The sequence below is a fragment of the Shewanella sp. HL-SH5 genome (assembly GCF_051163755.1).
In the GTDB taxonomy this organism is placed as follows: domain Bacteria; phylum Pseudomonadota; class Gammaproteobacteria; order Enterobacterales; family Shewanellaceae; genus Shewanella; species Shewanella glacialimarina.
The window spans coordinates 2,377,043-2,394,113 of sequence record NZ_CP195038.1 but is presented as its reverse complement, the minus strand read 5'-3'; the positions used below and the strand labels follow the sequence as shown (position 1 = coordinate 2,394,113).

13 protein-coding genes are annotated in these 17,071 nt (G+C 40.6%); 7 read left to right on the top strand and 6 right to left on the bottom strand.

All coding sequences use genetic code 11. The features are described from left to right. The first annotated feature begins 214 nt into the window (after nucleotides 1–214). The 4 genes from topA (at nucleotide 215) to ACRWQM_RS10460 (ending at nucleotide 5,943) form a co-directional block, all read left to right on the top strand. Nucleotides 215–2,860 carry a type I DNA topoisomerase gene (topA, locus tag ACRWQM_RS10475; RefSeq protein WP_434929934.1) on the top strand — a complete coding sequence of 882 codons (2,646 nt, stop codon included), beginning with the start codon at nucleotides 215–217 and terminating at the stop codon, nucleotides 2,858–2,860. Between the two features lie 151 nt (nucleotides 2,861–3,011). Continuing rightward, the gene (locus tag ACRWQM_RS10470; protein WP_434929933.1) at nucleotides 3,012–3,725 is read left to right on the top strand and encodes a substrate-binding periplasmic protein; all 714 of its coding nucleotides are present in this window, start codon (nucleotides 3,012–3,014) and stop codon (nucleotides 3,723–3,725) included. A gap of 341 nt (nucleotides 3,726–4,066) precedes the next feature. After that, nucleotides 4,067–5,464, top strand: coding sequence for a molecular chaperone (gene yegD / locus ACRWQM_RS10465; protein ID WP_434929932.1), 1,398 nt, complete (start codon nucleotides 4,067–4,069; stop codon nucleotides 5,462–5,464). After that, nucleotides 5,464–5,943, top strand: coding sequence for a CreA family protein (locus ACRWQM_RS10460; protein ID WP_434929931.1), 480 nt, complete (start codon nucleotides 5,464–5,466; stop codon nucleotides 5,941–5,943). The genes yegD and ACRWQM_RS10460 overlap by 1 nt, the downstream gene beginning before the upstream one ends. Nucleotides 5,944–6,035: 92 nt before the next feature. On the opposite strand, the gene ACRWQM_RS10455 is transcribed toward ACRWQM_RS10460, so the two are convergent. From ACRWQM_RS10455 to pdsR, 3 genes are all read right to left on the bottom strand, one after another. Continuing rightward, nucleotides 6,036–7,226 (bottom strand): cystathionine beta-lyase, encoded by a 1,191-nt coding sequence (locus ACRWQM_RS10455; RefSeq protein WP_434932021.1) that lies wholly within the window; start codon nucleotides 7,224–7,226, stop codon nucleotides 6,036–6,038. Between the two features lie 102 nt (nucleotides 7,227–7,328). Next, nucleotides 7,329–9,554, bottom strand: a complete 2,226-nt coding sequence (gene pdsS, locus ACRWQM_RS10450) for a proteobacterial dedicated sortase system histidine kinase (protein WP_434929930.1) — start codon at nucleotides 9,552–9,554, stop codon at nucleotides 7,329–7,331. Nucleotides 9,555–9,559: 5 nt separating this feature from the next. Continuing rightward, nucleotides 9,560–10,249 (bottom strand): proteobacterial dedicated sortase system response regulator, encoded by a 690-nt coding sequence (pdsR, locus tag ACRWQM_RS10445; protein ID WP_226410203.1) that lies wholly within the window; start codon nucleotides 10,247–10,249, stop codon nucleotides 9,560–9,562. A 221-nt stretch (nucleotides 10,250–10,470) separates the two neighbouring features. On the opposite strand from pdsR, the gene pdsO reads away from it, so the two are divergent. From pdsO to ACRWQM_RS10430, 3 genes are all read left to right on the top strand, one after another. Beyond that, entirely contained in the window at nucleotides 10,471–11,211 is a 741-nt protein-coding gene (pdsO, locus tag ACRWQM_RS10440; protein WP_434925904.1) for a sortase-associated OmpA-like protein PdsO, read from the top strand. A gap of 67 nt (nucleotides 11,212–11,278) precedes the next feature. Next, nucleotides 11,279–13,414: a marine proteobacterial sortase target protein gene (locus ACRWQM_RS10435; protein ID WP_434929929.1), complete on the top strand. Its 2,136-nt coding sequence runs from the start codon at nucleotides 11,279–11,281 to the stop codon at nucleotides 13,412–13,414. Between the two features lie 4 nt (nucleotides 13,415–13,418). Beyond that, on the top strand, nucleotides 13,419–14,045 hold the full coding sequence (locus ACRWQM_RS10430; protein ID WP_434929928.1) for a class GN sortase: 627 nt from the start codon (nucleotides 13,419–13,421) through the stop codon (nucleotides 14,043–14,045). Nucleotides 14,046–14,057: 12 nt separating this feature from the next. Here the strand turns inward: ACRWQM_RS10430 and ACRWQM_RS10425 are convergent, their stop codons facing one another. The 3 genes from ACRWQM_RS10425 to ACRWQM_RS10415 form a co-directional block, all read right to left on the bottom strand. Further along, entirely contained in the window at nucleotides 14,058–15,083 is a 1,026-nt protein-coding gene (locus tag ACRWQM_RS10425) for a GGDEF domain-containing protein (protein WP_434929927.1), read from the bottom strand. Nucleotides 15,084–15,195: 112 nt separating this feature from the next. Next, entirely contained in the window at nucleotides 15,196–16,116 is a 921-nt protein-coding gene (locus ACRWQM_RS10420; protein WP_434929926.1) for a hypothetical protein, read from the bottom strand. Nucleotides 16,117–16,571: 455 nt separating this feature from the next. Further along, nucleotides 16,572–17,009: a DUF413 domain-containing protein gene (locus tag ACRWQM_RS10415; RefSeq protein ID WP_434929925.1), complete on the bottom strand. Its 438-nt coding sequence runs from the start codon at nucleotides 17,007–17,009 to the stop codon at nucleotides 16,572–16,574. Between the last annotated feature and the right edge of the window lie 62 nt (nucleotides 17,010–17,071).

Below are 17,071 nucleotides of genomic sequence, written 5' to 3'. Positions count from 1 at the left end.
TTTGACTAAAAATGCACTCAAGTTGCTCTCAAAAGTGTTTTATTGAGAAATTAGTTTTAAAAAACGCATATTATTTTTCATTTTTTTTATTTTTGGCTGGAAAATTGCTCATAAACGCACATAAAAAGCAGATTTACTTGAAAGTCTTGTCGCAACACTCTATATATGGAATCAATTTTGTTATTTTCTGAGACTATTTGGCGCAAATCAAACTATGGGTAAATCGTTAGTTATTGTCGAATCGCCGGCTAAAGCCAAGACAATTAATAAGTATCTTGGTAAAGATTTCATCGTTAAGTCGAGTGTAGGTCACATACGTGATTTACCGACTTCGTCCACGTCTGATGGCACTCCTCCAGCTAAAACTGCTGCAGAAGTCCGTAAGATGTCACCTGAAGCCAAAGCTATATATAAGCAGGCTAGAGATAAACAAGCACTTGTTGGCCGGATGGGAATTAACCCTGAAAAAGGCTGGGCAGCGAAATATGCCGTATTACCGGGTAAAGAAAAGGTAGTAAAAGAATTAAAAGCACTTGCAGAGTCCGCTGACCAAATCTATCTCGCAACCGATTTGGACCGTGAAGGGGAAGCCATCGCCTGGCATTTACAGGAAATTATCGGTGGTGATGCTTCACGGTATCAACGAGTGGTATTTAATGAAATCACTCAGTCAGCAATTCAAGATGCTTTTAGTAAGCCATCTACATTAGACACTAATATGGTTAATGCCCAACAAGCACGTCGTTTCCTCGACCGTGTTGTGGGTTTTATGGTATCGCCATTGTTGTGGAAAAAAGTCGCACGTGGATTATCTGCTGGTCGAGTGCAATCTGTTGCCGTGAGATTAGTGGTTGAGCGAGAAAGTGAGATTAAAGCGTTTGTACCTGAAGAGTTTTGGGACATCCATGCTGACTTAAATACCAGCAAAGCTGAACAATTGAAAATGCAGGTGTTGAAATTTCAATCCGCAGCATTTGAACCCATTAATGAAGCTCAAGCCAAAGTTGCCGTAGATGCGTTAAAAGGAGCTTCTTACAAAGTTTCTAACCGTGAAGACAAAGCGACATCAAGCAAACCTTCAGCACCTTATATCACCTCTACATTGCAACAAGCGGCAAGCACGCGTTTGGGTTATGGCGTGAAAAAAACCATGATGATGGCGCAGCGTTTGTATGAAGCGGGGCATATTACTTATATGCGTACCGATTCCACCAACCTGAGCCAAGAAGCGGTAGAAAATGTACGCGAGATGATTGGTAAAGAGTTTGGTGCCAAGTATTTACCTGCAGATCCTATACGTTATGGTAGCAAAGAAGGTGCCCAAGAGGCGCATGAAGCTATTCGTCCTTCAAATGTGGATGTCCAATCTGCGTCGATGACGGATATGGAGCGTGATGCTCAACGTCTTTATGAATTAATTTGGCGTCAATTTGTGGCGTGTCAAATGACACCTGCTCAATATGATGCAACACGTTTGACTGTGGTTGCCGGTGATTACGAATTAAAAGCCAGTGGTCGTACATTACGCTTTGACGGCTGGACTCGTGTGCAACCGCCAATGAGTAAGAAAAACGAAGACACTAGCACATTGCCTATAGTGGAAGTGGGTGATGTACTCACGCTTGATCAACTTTTACCCAAACAACACTTTACTAAACCACCTGCTCGTTACGGTGAAGCATCATTAGTCAAAGAGTTAGAGAAGCGTGGTATTGGTCGACCTTCAACTTACGCGACTATTATTTCAACTATTCAAGACCGTGGTTATGTGCGAGTAGATAATCGCCGTTTCTTCGCAGAAAAAATGGGCGAAATTGTCAGTGAACGTTTAGTTGAAAGCTTTAAAGATTTAATGAGCTATGACTTTACCGCCAGTATGGAACAAACCCTTGATGATGTTGCTCAGGGCAAGCTAGATTGGAAAAAAGTGCTTGATGGTTTCTATGGTGATTTTACCAAGCAATTATTAATGGCAGAAATGGATCCGGATGAAGGCGGTATGCGCCTGAACGATCCGGTTTTGACCGATATCGAGTGTCCAACCTGTCAACGTAAAATGGGTATTCGCACTGGGTCTACAGGCGTATTCTTAGGTTGTAGTGGCTATGCTTTACCGCCCAAAGAGCGCTGTAAGACAACGGTCAACTTAACACCTGGCGATGAAGCCATTAGTGATAATGAAGATGCTGAAACCGATGCGCTTCGTGCCAAGCACCGTTGTGGTAAGTGCGGCACCGCAATGGACAGCTATTTAATTGACGAATCACGTAAACTGCATGTTTGTGGTAATAACCCAAGTTGTGATGGTTACGAGATTGAAAAAGGTCAGTTTAAAATAAAAGGCTATGAAGGTCCTTTGATTGAATGTGATCGTTGCAGTCATGATATGGAACTTAAAAATGGCCGTTTCGGAAAATACTTTGGTTGTACTAATACTGAATGTAAAAACACTCGCAAACTGTTAAGAAGTGGTGAAGCTGCGCCTCCAAAAGAAGATCCTATCTTTTTACCGGAACTTAAATGTACTAAGTCTGATGCGCACTTTGTGTTACGTGATGGCGCGGCTGGAATATTTTTAGCGGCAAGTACCTTCCCTAAATCCCGTGAAACCCGCGCGCCGCTTGTTGAAGAGCTGGTGCAATATCGTGAGTTATTATGGGACAAGTACGCCTTTTTAGCCGATGCCCCTGTTGAAGATGATGACGGCAACAAAGCCTCTGTCAGATTTAGCCGTAAAACGAAAGAGCAATATGTTGCTACCGACGTTGACGGTAAAGCAACCGGTTGGTCTGCTAAGTTTATTGGCGGCAAGTGGGTGAGTGAGTCGGCAAAGTCACCTAAGAAAAAAGCTAAAAAGTAGTTGTTTAATATTGTTTAGTTTACAAACGCCATCATTATGATGGCGTTTTTGTTTGTTAAGTATTTATGAATTGATACGCTAGCTATGTAAAAATGGCTATATTCAACTAAGCTATGCTGGTTGTTCGGCGTTTATCAGTAAGGTTTAAGTGATGTTACAAAGTATACTAGGTTCTTTGGTGTTGTTTGTCAGCCTACAAGTAATGGCGCAAAACACGGTTGTTAATGATGAAGTTAACATTGCTCAAAGTATCGGTGAACATGAGGTCATTGCGGTTGATTATCCACCTTTCACCACCATGGATGTCGACGATCATGGCATTAACTTTTCATTATTAAGCCAACTTATTTCTGGCTTTTATGATTTTAAGGTCAAACCATTATTTTTACCTCCGGCCAGAGCACAGCTGCAAGTTCAATCTGGCCGATGGTGTTTGAGCTTTTTTCCGCCTCCTGAGTCTCAACAAGCTTATTTTGTGCCGTTGAGCCAACAGAAAGTTGTGTTAGGTTTATTTCGTAGAGTTGAGAATACGCCATTTTCTTGGGATGACTTATCTGAGCTGAAAGGAAAAAGTTTAGCCATTATGCGCTACAAACGAGAAGGGGATTTTCATCGGCAATTTATTAATGCCGGCCTTAATATGGTGCCTATTGAATCGATTGAACAAGGGTTTAAAATGCTTAAACATAAGCGAGTGGACTTAGTTTTTTCTAACCAATTCCCTGATTACTTATTTAAGCACCCTGAAATAAATAGCCAAGACTTTCAATTCTCCAACACGCCCATTTTAGAGGCTCAAGTTGGCGTCTATATTAATCAAGCATGTAAAGAGCAATATCATTTACTGCTTCCTCAGCCAAACTAATTATCATCAATTGATTGTTCAGCGGTTAAGTCATGTTATCCCGCAACTTAACTTTCTAGTAAACAGTATTATTATTGTTTGCAGTGGAATATTTTGTTTATGGCTATTTAGTTGGCGGTTAACTCACCTTGGTTATCAGCACAAATGCCAAGAGCGATATTTGCCTATCTACCTAGATAGATACAATGTTATCGACTTACGCCAGTCTTCCTTCCTCGTTATATTTAGATCCTGTTAATGTTTTAAAATCCACCACTCAATCTATCTTCAAACTAAAAAATATCCATTTTCGGTGTGAATGTGGTAGTTTGTTCGTTTGATTTTTTTAAGTGAGTTTATTCATGATAGTGGGTTTCGATTATGGCAGTGCTAATTGTTCAATTGGTGCTTGGATCAATGAGAAAATAGAGTTAATACCCCTTAGTGAAAATTCTAATTATTTACCCTCTACGCTCTATGCCATGGATCGTGAGCTGATAGCTGAGGCTGTTTATAATGGTTTGCCTGAAGCCTTGAAAGCTGAATTTTCTCATTTACGCAGTTCACAATTAATGCGGGCGAAAATAATTCGACATGAACTCGATTTATTGATTGATGAACCTACAGTGTTTGTCGGTCAGGCCGCTATTGATGCTTATCTTGAAATGCCTGAGGAAGGTTTTTATGTCCGTTCACCCAAGTCTTTTCTGGGGGCTACAGGACTGAGAGCTGAACAAGTGGCTTTGTTTGAAGATATTGTTACCTTGATGATGCAACACGTTAAACAACGTATAGATCAACAGTTAACTGCTAAAGGCTTAAATACGGCAACCCATGCCATGATTGGCCGCCCAGTTAACTTTCAAGGTATTGGCGGCGAACAAAGTAATCAACAAGCTGAGGCCATTTTAACCTTAGCGGCTAAAAGAGCCGGTTTTACCTCGGTGGGTTTTCTATTTGAGCCGCTTGCCGCTGGAATGGATTTTGAATCAACCCTTAACAAACCTGCCAATGTATTAGTTGTCGACGTTGGTGGTGGTACTACAGATTGCTCGTTAGTAAAAATGGGCCCTGAATTAATGAGTAACATACAGCGAGATCAAGACTGTTTGGGGCACAGCGGACAGCGTATCGGCGGTAATGACCTTGATATTGCGCTTGCTATGCAAGGCTTTATGCCAAGTTTTGGCAGTGGCAGTGCTATGTTAGATGGTAAGCCTATACCTTCAAATTTATTTTGGAATGCCGTTGCCGTGAATGATATTAGCGCCCAGCGTGATTTCTATCATTTATCCAGCAAGAGATTAATCGAAACCTTGATCAATGGTGCCGAGCAACCTGAATTACTGCAGCGTTTATTGACCATTCAAAAAAATCAGATGAGTTTTCAGGTTGTGCGCCAAGCGGAGATCGCTAAAGTGGCGTTAACCGATTCACCCGTTCATAAAGCTGAATTGTCATTTGTGGAAAAACAGTTAACTATCGACGTCAGTGTCGAGCTATTTGAGCAAGCCATTGCGCCGTCACTGGATAAAGTCAGTCAATTAATGCGCCAGGCTATGAATAGTCTTGATGATCAGGGTAAGGCGTTAGAAAGCCCTGATATGGTTTATATTACTGGCGGTACGGCAAGAAGCCCTGCAATATACAAACAAATTGCTAAAGTGTATCCTCAAGCACAAGTGGTGGTGGGGGATCACTTTGGTTCTGTTACCGCAGGGTTAACTCGTATGGCGCAACAATATTTTAAGGAAGCTTAATGAATATTAACGTGAAATTAGTCGCTTTAGTCGCACTCAGTGGATTAATGATGAGCTGCAGTGACGATGTCGGTAAGGTCAGTTTAGGATTATTTACCACTAAAGATGTGATTATTGATGCAAAACATGACCCTAAAATACCAGGAGTGACTTGTCATATTAGTCGCATTAAAGCAGATTTAGATTTTGCCGACCCTTCAGATATGAGCATTAGTTGTCGTCAAACTGGACCTATTTCGGCAAATGATTTAGCAGACATAGATACCAGTAAAGGCGGTGAAGTGGTCTTTAAAGAGTCGTTAAGTATTTTATTTAAAAGCTTAAAAGTGAGACGTATTTTGGATAAAGAAAATCAAACTTTATTGTATTTATCTTATTCCACTAAAGAAACTAACGGCAGTCATAAGCATGCTTTATCAACTGTGCCGCTTTATGGAACGCAGGCATGGAATGCATTGAAGGTTGATAGTCAAAATTAGTGTCCACACTTATGTAGAATGACAAAATAGGCCGCACCAATATCAATATTTGTGCGGCCTATTTTATAAGCGTTTATTATCTCGAGCAGTGGTTACTTAGCGATAGCCTGATTGTAACGCTCAAAAGCACGTTCAAGATCGGCAATTAAATCCTCTGAGTCCTCCAAGCCGATATGTAAACGAATAAGTGGCTTACTGCTATCCCATTGGGTTGCAGATCTTATTTTATCAATACCGAAAACACCCAAAATTAAGCTTTCAAAGCCGCCCCACGAAAAGCCCATTTTAAAATGCTGCATGTTTTCGACAAAAGCGGTAATGCTTCTAAGATCGCCATCTTTTAAAACAAATGAAAACAAGCCATTCGCGCTGGTAAAGTCACGCTTAAAGAATTCATGACCTGGGCATGTTTCAAAAGCAGGATGTCTGACATGGTCAACCTCGGGACGCTTTGCTAACCAATTGGCGACTTTAAGTCCATTTTTATGGTGCTGGGCCATACGGACTCCTAGGGTACGTAACCCTCTGGCCGCTAAAAATACATCATCTGGCGAAGTTGTTTGTCCCATTAAATAGCTGTTTTCACGTAATTGTGGCCAGTGAACCTCATTTGCCGTTGCGGTACCCATCATGACATCTGAATGACCGACAATGTATTTAGTCGCCGCTTGAATAGAGATATCCACACCCATTTCGAATGGTCTAGAATTAATCGGTGAAGCCCAGGTGTTATCCAGCATCACAACGATATTATGTTCATGGGCGATGCGACTCAGCGTCGGCACATCTTGTACTTCCATGGTGATCGACCCTGGCGACTCAAGGAAGAGTACCTTAGTATTTGGGCGAATGAGATCACGTATGCCTTCACCAATCATAGGATCATAATAGCTCGTTTCTATGCCAAATCCGGCAAGCATTTTGTCGCATAAATCACGTGTGGGTTCATAGGCGGTGTCGACCATTAATAAGTGATCGCCACTTTTTAAAAATGATAATAGTGCCGCACTAATAGCCCCTGCACCGGATGGATATAACGCCGTGCCAAAGCCGCCTTCAAGTTCTGCAATGGCTTCTTGAAAGGCAAAATGGGTTGGCGTACCACGACGACCATAGAATAACTCGCCATTGGTCTTATTTTTAATGGCAAAACGCATGTCGTCCATGGTGTCAAACACCACTGTAGATGCTCTAAATACCGGCGGATTAATAATGCCTTTAGTGTATTTTTTATCTCGACCTAAGCTGACTATTTGGGTTGCTTGTTTACCGTGTTTATTCATTATTAATTCATCCACTAAAAACCTATTTAGCCATCCTAACATCTATACGGCTAAATGAAAGGGGCGAGAGATAGATAATATCGGCTACATAGGCAAAATGGCTTATGTCGTTTCCACTATGGGTAATGTTAAACAAAACTCAACGCCACTTTGATGTATCTCATCCGCTTGAAGTGTCGTTTTGTTAATGTCATCTTCTATTACACTGCTGACATTGCTCGCTTTAATGGTGCCATGGTGAAAATCAGTTACTAATCTTGCGATATACAAGCCTAAACCAAGATGGGGTTTGTTGGTGGGAATTTGTGGCCTTATTGACACCATAGATTCAAAAATCTGCTCGCTCATGTTTTCAGGTAATTTTGGTCCGATATTAGTTATTTTTAGAATCGCCTGTTTATGATATTGATTTAAGCTGACACTAATAGCACTATCTGGCTGGCTAAATTCAATGGCATTACTAATGAGTTTATCCATTAATTGGGCAATGTATTCTGGAACGCCATTACACATCATAACTTTATCTTCAATAAATACGTTAAAACGCTGCTCTGGGTAGGTCATCTGATAACCTTGCATACAGCCACCGATAACCTTTTTTAAGGGAAATGTGCTGCGTTCAGCATGTGATAAGCTGGCTTCGAGATTAGTTGCCTCAGTTAAGTTATTTAAAATCAGATGTAATCGATTGACACCGTCCTGCGCTCTATTGACATATTTTTTACTTGCTTGATCTAGGTTTTGATTGCTGAGGTGCTCTAAAGAGCTTCGAACAACTGCAACAGGGGTACGAAGTTCATGTGATAGCCGCGATGACATGTTTTCTAAATAGTGAGTATATTGACCGAGTCTGCCGACAATATTGGCAAAGCTTCGTGATAAATCACCTATTTCATCTCGATTTCTTGACGGAGTGATTTGATTTCTGACACGTCCCTGGCTGTCTATGGCTAATTCAGCTTGGTCACGTAAGCGGCGAATACGGCTAGAGATGCTCGATGCAAAAATGAATAGTGCCAGTGTGCCCATGCTCATAATCGTAAGAATAACGTTAAATAGCTTTTCCAGTGCCCGATTACGCAAGCTACGGATACCGTGGGTTGTTTCTTCGGCAATTACTGCCCCCATCACCTTGTCATCAATCCAAATAGGGCTCGCAGCCGCTAATACGACCGCTTTACTGTCTGGGGTTAATCGCCAGGTTGATGCCTGTTTACCAGCTAGGGCATTTTCAATATGGCTACCACTTAATTCGGTTGAGTCCTGTAATGAATCGATAAAATCCTGTGGCGGTCTAGTGAGAATTTTATAATATAAGGGTAATAAGTATTGTTTATGGAAGTGTGCCCAGGAGCTTTGAGTTTGGGCGTCATCTAAATCAGCATCCCAGGTATTACTTGATGTGCGAATATCACCTGAACGCGCTAACACTCTGCCATGATTATCGACCACCCAAATGCGTGAGCTGTTGTGGCCCATACCTTTAACAATACTTTCTATTTCAGGCGAAGGCACCAGAACTGTGCCTAATTCTGCTACCGAGTTGGTGGCTGAAGTGCCGACAATATTAATTAAATTGCGCGTCTCATTGTCATCCACATTATGAATAGCGAATCCGAGTTTACTGCCAATCATGTCTAACGGAATACGAAACTCAATATTGTATCCATTAGGGGTTTTCTGCCATTGGCCTTGAATACGATTCTCAGGGATGACGGGCATTGATTGTGTTGGATCTTGAGGTAACTGATAAGCGCTTAACCAGCCATCCTTGGTATTGGCAATGACATAGCGCCTAAATAAATTATCGGGCGCAAGCGTAGCCATCACTAAGTGATCGTTCCTGTCGACCCTTAAGCTATTTTTACTGCGATAAATAACTTGGGAGTCATTAACCTCAAAAAAGCCATAAAGATAACCAGCATATTTACCCACCATATGGGTAAAGTTAAGGTCTATGTCTTGTTGTGCATTTTGTTGATAAACAATGTGTTCTTTTCCATAATACAACTTACGGTGACTGTACAATTGCCAGTCCTCTAACTTTCCGTCAAGTTGAATTGGGCCCGATAATGGATAAGCATACAAGTCGCGGCCCTTTTGGACTTGGGTTAAAAAGCTGGCTTGATTATCAAACAGTTTAGGGCGTTCATGCAGTGCGGTTGCCAACGCTTGAGTGGTACCTTCTAAGGTTTTCTCTTGTCCATGGCGCAAGTACTTTTCCATTTCCCATACATATTCATACCCAAGCCAAGGTAGGCAGAGTAAAAATAGTGACAGTATAATCACTTTAGCCCTTAGGCCTAATGGCAAATACATATTGAACATCTTCCTTACAAGCTGTCCCAGCGATAACCCATACCATATACAGTATCGATACAGTCAAATTCACTGTCTATGGCTAAAAACTTCTTTCTGATCCGCTTTACATGGGACGTAATGGTGCTGTCATCGACATAAATTTTCGCTTCTTGCATTAAATCCTGACGGCTGCGGACATGTCCTGGGTGTTTAGCCATGGCGTGTACCATCCAAAACTCGGTAACGGTTAATTCAATCGGCTGTAACTTCCAAGTGACCTGAATGCGATTGCCGTCAATTTGCAAGTGATTGCGTGTCATTAGATTATCTTCAATCGGGCTTGAACCGATTAATTCTGAACGGCGAAATAATGCCGCAATACGCGCCAATAAATGCGGGAAACTGACATCCTTGGTTAGATAGTCATCAGCGCCTAACCTTAGACCACAAACAGTATCAAAATCGCCACTTCGTGCGGTAAGAAAGATAATCGGCAAGCTACTCGACATTGCTCGTAAGGATTGGCACAGAGTAAAACCGCCATCAATTTCACCTTCAAGGCCAATATCAATGATGGCTAAATCGGGCAGGCGAGCATTGAAGGCTAACATAGCCGTTGGGCGGTTAGGGTAGGCTTGTACACTGTAGCCTTGTTGCTGGAGCACTTCTTTGTAGTTGTCGCGGATAGCGGCTTCATCTTCAACAATCGCGATGCGTTTCATTAATCAGCTAATTCCATAATCTGTTTATTGTTGTGACTATACAGCAATTTATAACGGGTTAAAGGCTTCCAAATCAATTGCCATTTTGTTGCCACAATTGAACATAAGATTGCCATTTTTAAACCCATAAATAGCCATTTCTGTGTTGTTTAATAGTTTCATCGAGTCGAGGACTCATGTCGAACAACTCATTTATCAATATTAAAAACAGGAATGTCATTATGAAAAAGCAACTAGTCGCTATCGCCGTTATCTCATCAGTACTGTTTAGTAACATAAGCTATGGCGCTCAAAGCAACACAATACCAGAACGTGAAAATACTGAAGAACTTGTTGGCTTAAGCTCTGGCATTATATTGGGTGCCGTGGTTGGTGGACCTATTGGTGCTTTTATTGGCGCATTAACAGGCTCATTAATTGGTAAGTCTGTCGGTGATGATTCTGAGATTGAAGCACAACAATCTTTATTATCGCAGCAGCAATATGAAATTAATGAGACTAGCCAAAAAATTGCACAAATGAACCAACAACAACAGTCCTTAGAAGAGGTGAAATCAGAGCTCGCTCGACTTCAAGCGCATCAAAAGCAAACCTTAGCTGAATTAGGTGTGGGAATGAATGTGCAATTTAAAACCGGTTCAAGCCTCATTGAACCTTTGTTTAAGCAACAGTTAGATAATGTGGCTTACATGATGGCATCAATGCCTGAGCTGAATGTTGATTTAATGGGCTTTGCCGATCGTCGGGGGAATGATGATTTTAATCAGGCGTTATCAGAGCAGCGCTTAATTGAAGTGACCAACTACATTGTGGCGCAAGGAATTGATAAGTCACGTTTACAAGGTCAGGCCTATGGTGCCAGCGCGCCAATGCATCCAGATCAGAATTTTGAAAATGATTTTTTCGATCGCCGAGTAACATTAACGCTTATTCCAGAAAGTGCGCAATTAGCCGCCAATTAATTTAACCGTTTGTTCCACTTTATGGATTTAGTTAGCGGCATGAATACCATGCCGCGAAGGAGATGTTATGTTTGTAAAATTGCCCTTTTGGTTGTATTTAGTCAGTGTATGTTATTTCAGCTTTCCCTATTTGAGCCTAGCATCACAAGATGCATACTCGAATCGAACTATCACAAATGAGGCTGATGAAATCACTCAAGGTCTGATTAGCTACCAGATTAATAGTCAGCATAAACAGATGTTTGCCCTAGGTACTCAAGTTGAAATGACAGTATCAGGATTAGTGAATAGGGTGACGGTGAAGCAGATATTTAATAATGTTGAAGACAGCTGGATTCATGCTAAGTATGTATTTCCTTTACCTGAAAATTCCGCGGTTGATGGGATGAGTTTACTGATTGGCGACCGGATAATTGAAGGTGTTATCAAACCAAAGCAACAGGCTAAACAACAATTTGAGCAGGCTAAAAAACAAGGCAAGCAGGCGAGTTTAGTCAGTCAGCAACGCACCAATGTGTTTACCACTCAATTGGCTAATATTGGTCCGTTACAGCAAGTAACCGTTGAAATTACTTATCTGCAAACAATCAGTTATCAGGATGGTTTGTTTAGTCTGCGCTTTCCGTTAGTGGTTGCGCCGCGTTATCGACCGAATTTTCAACGCAGTACATTTTCTGAAACTAAAGAGCTAATATCGCCCATGCTTGAACCTCTAAATGTGCAGCGTAATACTGAGGGACAAAACGCATCAGCAAGCCATAAGGTATCGATAGATATCGATATAGATGGTGGTTTTGATATTACCGAATTAAATAGTCCTTATCACGATATACAACAAAATCAAAATGGACGAAAAACCAATGTAAGCTTGCAGGGCAAAGTGCCGTTAGACCGTGACTTTGTCCTACAATGGCAAACAAGTGTTGGTGATGAAGTGGCTGCCACGGTTTTTTTTCAAACGGGTAAAACCTATCAAGATAAAGCTAATGCTGACGTCAATCTTGACCAGCCAAAAGATATTTATGCGATGGCTATGTTATTTCCGCCCACATTGACTTTAAAAGCTCAGCAGCAAATTAGTCGAGAATTAATCCTTGTTATCGATACCTCTGGTTCAATGGCAGGGGAGTCAATCATTCAAGCTAAGCAGGCGTTGAATATTGCCTTAACAGGACTTAAACCAACCGACAGTTTCAATATTATCGAATTTAATTCTGATGTCAGTGCATTATTCAGTGATGCAAAACCAGCGAATAGTTTGTATTTAGAACAAGCAAAGCGATTTATTGGTTCTTTAAATGCTGATGGAGGGACTGAAATGGCACCAGCATTAGATAGGGCATTGATCTCCAGCATTAACGCTAAAACAGGAAGCCTGAGACAGGTCATATTTATGACGGATGGTGCGGTATCAAATGAGGCACAGTTATTTGAACAAATTAGCTATCAGTTACAAGATTCAAGACTGTTTACGGTCGGGATTGGCTCGGCGCCTAATTCTCACTTTATGACAAGGGCTGCCAGAGTCGGACGAGGGACTTTTACTTATATAGGTAAGTTAGAGGAGGTAGAGCAGAAAATATCTCAGCTTTTGACCAAGATAAGTCAGCCGATATTAACCGATGTTGAATTATATAACCTTGATGGTAGCGTACCGGATTATTGGCCCGCACAGATTGATGATGTTTATCAGAGCGATCCCGTTACAGTCAGTTTTAAAATGCCTGCTGAACAATTACAGCCAGTGATTATTTCAGGCCATATTAATGGCCAATATTGGCAACAACAACTGGATTTCAATCAGGGCCGTGCAGCCGTGGGAATTGATTTACTGTGGGCTAATACACAAATAACCGCATTAGAGCTAAACCAAAGTCATGCGAATCGTCAAAAAGTGGCCAAGCAAGTTGAAGGGTTGGCTTTGCAATATCATTTAGTCAGTAGCCAAACCAGTTTATTGGCGGTTGATGTTACTCCGGTTAATCCATATCACTCTGACAAGTCTGAGCGTCAATTATCGACGTTATTACCTGCTGGGTGGCAAGCAAGTGCGAGTCAGCAAGGTGTGTTACCACAAACTGCGACAGCGAGTCGTTTATGGTTGCTTATTGGAATGAGCTTACTAGCATTAACCTTACTTTATGGTCTATGGCTAAAAGGCTTACTGCCTGCGCAAAGGCTCATTCTAAATAGTGCGGAATAACATTATGTTAGTTAGATTAACAAGAACAATTAACTTGCGATGGATAATTTTTTTTACTCTGCTAATTATAGCGTCAGCAATGATTATAAAGGGAGGATACATGCAAGCTAAAGCTCATTTTGCTCAGTATTTGATTGAGCGTGCATTCGTACAAACCTTGATTGATAACAAGCCGCATAAACCTTGGTCTTGGGCTGATACTCATCCGGTAGCAAAAATACGTTTCATTGACTGGCAGCACAAACTAGATAAACAAGATATCTATGTTTTGGCGGGAATATCAGGCAGAACATTGGCATTTGGGCCTGGTTTATATTTAGGTGGGGCTAATGTAGGTGAGCAGGGGAATACCATTATTGCAGGGCATCGAGATAGCCATTTTCTGAAGCTAAAGCATTTAGTATTGGGAGATACTATCGAGTTGCAAGATGCCCAGGGGCAGTACACTCGTTATCAGGTGACCGATTTACGAGTGGTACACGAAACCCAAGTTGATGAAATGGCCATGACAGATGACAGCCGGTTAACCTTAATAACCTGCTACCCATTTGATAAATTGGGCGGTGATGCAGACCTTCGTTACATTGTAGAGGCAAAGGCTGTATCAATAAGTCCGTCAAGCTTGATTTAATTTAGCTAATTATTAGTTAGATATTGGCATAACACGGTTGCGACCTAGTCGCTTGGCTTCATAAAGCAATTTGTCAGTCGCTTCTATTAGTTGACCGACATCTTGCTTGGGTTTCCATTCTGATACACCAAAAGATGCGGTGATAGAATCAATTACTTTCTCACTGCGTCTATCTTTTACACTGAGTTTTTCTATCGCACGGCGAATAGCCTCAGCAAGATGACGAGCGACTCTTAGCTGGCTTTTAGGCACGATAATAGCAAACTCTTCACCGCCAAATCGATACAGCTTAATGCCGTCACGACAAGCTTCTTGTACACGTTTTGCCACTGTTTTCAAAACAAGATCACCAAGTTGGTGACCAAAAGAGTCGTTAAATTTTTTGAAATGGTCAATATCAATTAAAATAAGACAACAGCCTTCTGGTGCTAACTCAATTTGGGCATTGATATCTTCATTAAAAGCACGACGATTGAGTACATTAGTTAACGCATCATACAGCACATCTTTTTCTGACTCAGCCAAACGTGTTTTAAGTGCGTCAATTTCCGATTGGGCTTTTTGTAATTGCTGGGTAAAACTGACCGTACTGGAGCGAATGTTTTCAGATTCTTTGACTATATTACGCACGACACCGATAACTTGCTCTAATGAAAAACCTTGGTTTTCAAGATCGGCTAAACGCGTAAAGTCTTTATTAATCTGTGCTTGAAATGATTCAGTATCTGAATTGGTGTCTTTTAAAGATTGCGATAAGTCACATACCATGGCATCGAGGTTTTTACGCATATCACGTACATCAAGCTCTACGGGATCTGCTACGTGTTTACGAAATAGTAATTCACTGGTAACAGGGGAGCAGGTTTGATTTTGCTTAATTGCATTATCAAGTTCGGCATTCAACTGTGGATTTTTTTCTCCAACATAGGCATACCATAACGCATAATTAATTGGCGTGGTGGGAATTTGATACTTAAGCATTAAAGGCACGGCTTTTTTTAAGTTAGCTGCTGCAAGCTGTAAAAGCGTGGTCGACATCTTAACCCTCTAATTATCTATAATAATGATAATAAAAATATAGCAGTAATATCGCGGTGTGTAACGCAAAAAAAAAGCATCTAATGATGCTTTTGATTTTTTAATTCTTGATTTAAAAGGTGTACTGTACTGAAATCATTGGTCCAGTAAAGCTGTAGTTAATTTTGTAGTCGGCAATATAAAAGTCTTGGTCTAAGGCGGTTAATGTTTGCTTATAATCTACATCAATTTCATAATAATTAAAGCCTGCAATTAATGACCAATCTTCATTTAATTCAGCTTCTACTACCGCTCGAACATCTACCAATGAACCTGCTATATCGTTATATTTTAGCGAGAAGTACTGTGCATAAGCTTTAAATACCCAACCAGGCGAGAATTCATAGTCACCATAAACACCAAAGTTTGGTAATGGTGCTGTTAAGCTTTTATCTACAACTCTAGGGGTGGTTATTGTTTCACCGCAATATTGCTCAAGCTGAGTGTTGGGAACACATATTCCTATTTCACCTTCAAAAGCCGTTTTAATAAACATGGTGTGTAAACCGACAGAAGCACCTACTGTATAGTTCTCACCCTGCCAAATATCATAACCATAACCTAGACGTAAAATATCAATGTCTAAAGTTGATTTTAAGCTGATACCAGCTTCAACATCATAGGTAATATCTGAATCGGGCAATGTGAACTGAAAGTCTTTTGCAATTTCAGGAGATTGGGCTGTGCGGTGTAAAGATTTATAGTCTAAATAAATATTATGTCTTTGATTGAATGTGTAGGCTAATTCAATAAAAGGTAAAAACTGTTTTTCTTTAAGGTTTAAGTCATTTTCAAAATCTAATGGAAATGTGCCCCCTGTACGAGGGTTAGTTACTACCATGTACGAGTCAGAATTTGCATATAATCCACCAATATTTATAGTGAATGAATCTGGCAAAACATTAACTTGTTCTGGAGTGATGACGTTATTATCATCGGCAAATACTGGGGTTACTATAAACAGCACCGCACACGACATCAAAGTTTTGAACATAAATAAAAACTCCGCATTTATTCTTTTTATAGTTATTGCTCATTGGTGGCAATATGCATTGATTACCCGTTAGATGTTTCTTCTAAATACGCGTCGACAGAAGAAAATGTAGTAACTAAAGATTCACGAGTAGCATGACTAAGTGTGTGTGGCAGAAATGCTGTCACTAGAACACACTCATGATATTAGCATCATGTAAGCAAATGTAAAAACTTTGTTTCATTAAAGTTGCGTCAAATCAAAGTTTTTTGTGTAGAGGATGAAAAATGTAAACTTTGGCCTGTTTCATGCTGTTTTTATCGACTGCAAGTCGAGAGTTAAATATCAAAATTAGGATGATTTGTAGGTATTTAAAAAAACTGATTATTTAAAAATTGACAGCCTTAGCAAAAAATAAAGGAGCTTAAAGCTCCTTTATTTTTAATAGGTTTAAATATTCAGCCTTTAGGCGCTATTTAGTCTTCGGCAGTTGATGTTTCTTCTTCATCATCGCTTACCTCATCGAAGTCGATTTCAATTTCAACTTTTGCAGATTGGCTTGGGTTATGAATGGTGCCAACAACAGCATAAAATGGCTTACCTTTGGCTAATCTAGTGTATTTAGACCAGAGTAATTCGATTGGTGTCGTCGGTGGCATTAACCCTTGGGTCGCTTTAACAAATTGGTCTTCATCTGGTGAACAAGGCAGTTGTGTACCTTCAGATAAATTTTTCAGTGCTTGACCATGTTGCTCAAGTAATTCAGCTTCCTTGTTGGTAAAGTCTCCACAACGTTTAAACCCTTTTGGGAAATTAACATCATCGTAGAAACGTTTGTTGCTTACAAAGCTAGCTGTGCCATTGGCTATAGTGTCAATACTGGCAGCTACATGTGTATATGATTGCTGTGACATGGCATTTACCTATAAGATTAAGTGAATAAAGATTTCAATTGGAGTATTGGCCAGCTTGAAAT

Excerpts from the sequence above, each read along its gene's own strand:
- topA (WP_434929934.1), top strand. The coding sequence starts at position 215 with ATGGGTAAATCGTTAGTTATTGTCGAATCGCCGGCTAAAGCCAAGACA.
- ACRWQM_RS10470 (WP_434929933.1), top strand. The coding sequence starts at position 3,012 with ATGTTACAAAGTATACTAGGTTCTTTGGTGTTGTTTGTCAGCCTACAA.
- yegD (WP_434929932.1), top strand. The coding sequence starts at position 4,067 with ATGATAGTGGGTTTCGATTATGGCAGTGCTAATTGTTCAATTGGTGCT.
- ACRWQM_RS10460 (WP_434929931.1), top strand. The coding sequence starts at position 5,464 with ATGAATATTAACGTGAAATTAGTCGCTTTAGTCGCACTCAGTGGATTA.
- ACRWQM_RS10455 (WP_434932021.1), bottom strand. The coding sequence starts at position 7,226 with ATGAATAAACACGGTAAACAAGCAACCCAAATAGTCAGCTTAGGTCGA.
- pdsS (WP_434929930.1), bottom strand. The coding sequence starts at position 9,554 with ATGTTCAATATGTATTTGCCATTAGGCCTAAGGGCTAAAGTGATTATA.
- pdsR (WP_226410203.1), bottom strand. The coding sequence starts at position 10,249 with ATGAAACGCATCGCGATTGTTGAAGATGAAGCCGCTATCCGCGACAAC.
- pdsO (WP_434925904.1), top strand. The coding sequence starts at position 10,471 with ATGAAAAAGCAACTAGTCGCTATCGCCGTTATCTCATCAGTACTGTTT.
- ACRWQM_RS10435 (WP_434929929.1), top strand. The coding sequence starts at position 11,279 with ATGTTTGTAAAATTGCCCTTTTGGTTGTATTTAGTCAGTGTATGTTAT.
- ACRWQM_RS10430 (WP_434929928.1), top strand. The coding sequence starts at position 13,419 with ATGTTAGTTAGATTAACAAGAACAATTAACTTGCGATGGATAATTTTT.
- ACRWQM_RS10425 (WP_434929927.1), bottom strand. The coding sequence starts at position 15,083 with ATGTCGACCACGCTTTTACAGCTTGCAGCAGCTAACTTAAAAAAAGCC.
- ACRWQM_RS10420 (WP_434929926.1), bottom strand. The coding sequence starts at position 16,116 with ATGTTCAAAACTTTGATGTCGTGTGCGGTGCTGTTTATAGTAACCCCA.
- ACRWQM_RS10415 (WP_434929925.1), bottom strand. The coding sequence starts at position 17,009 with ATGTCACAGCAATCATATACACATGTAGCTGCCAGTATTGACACTATA.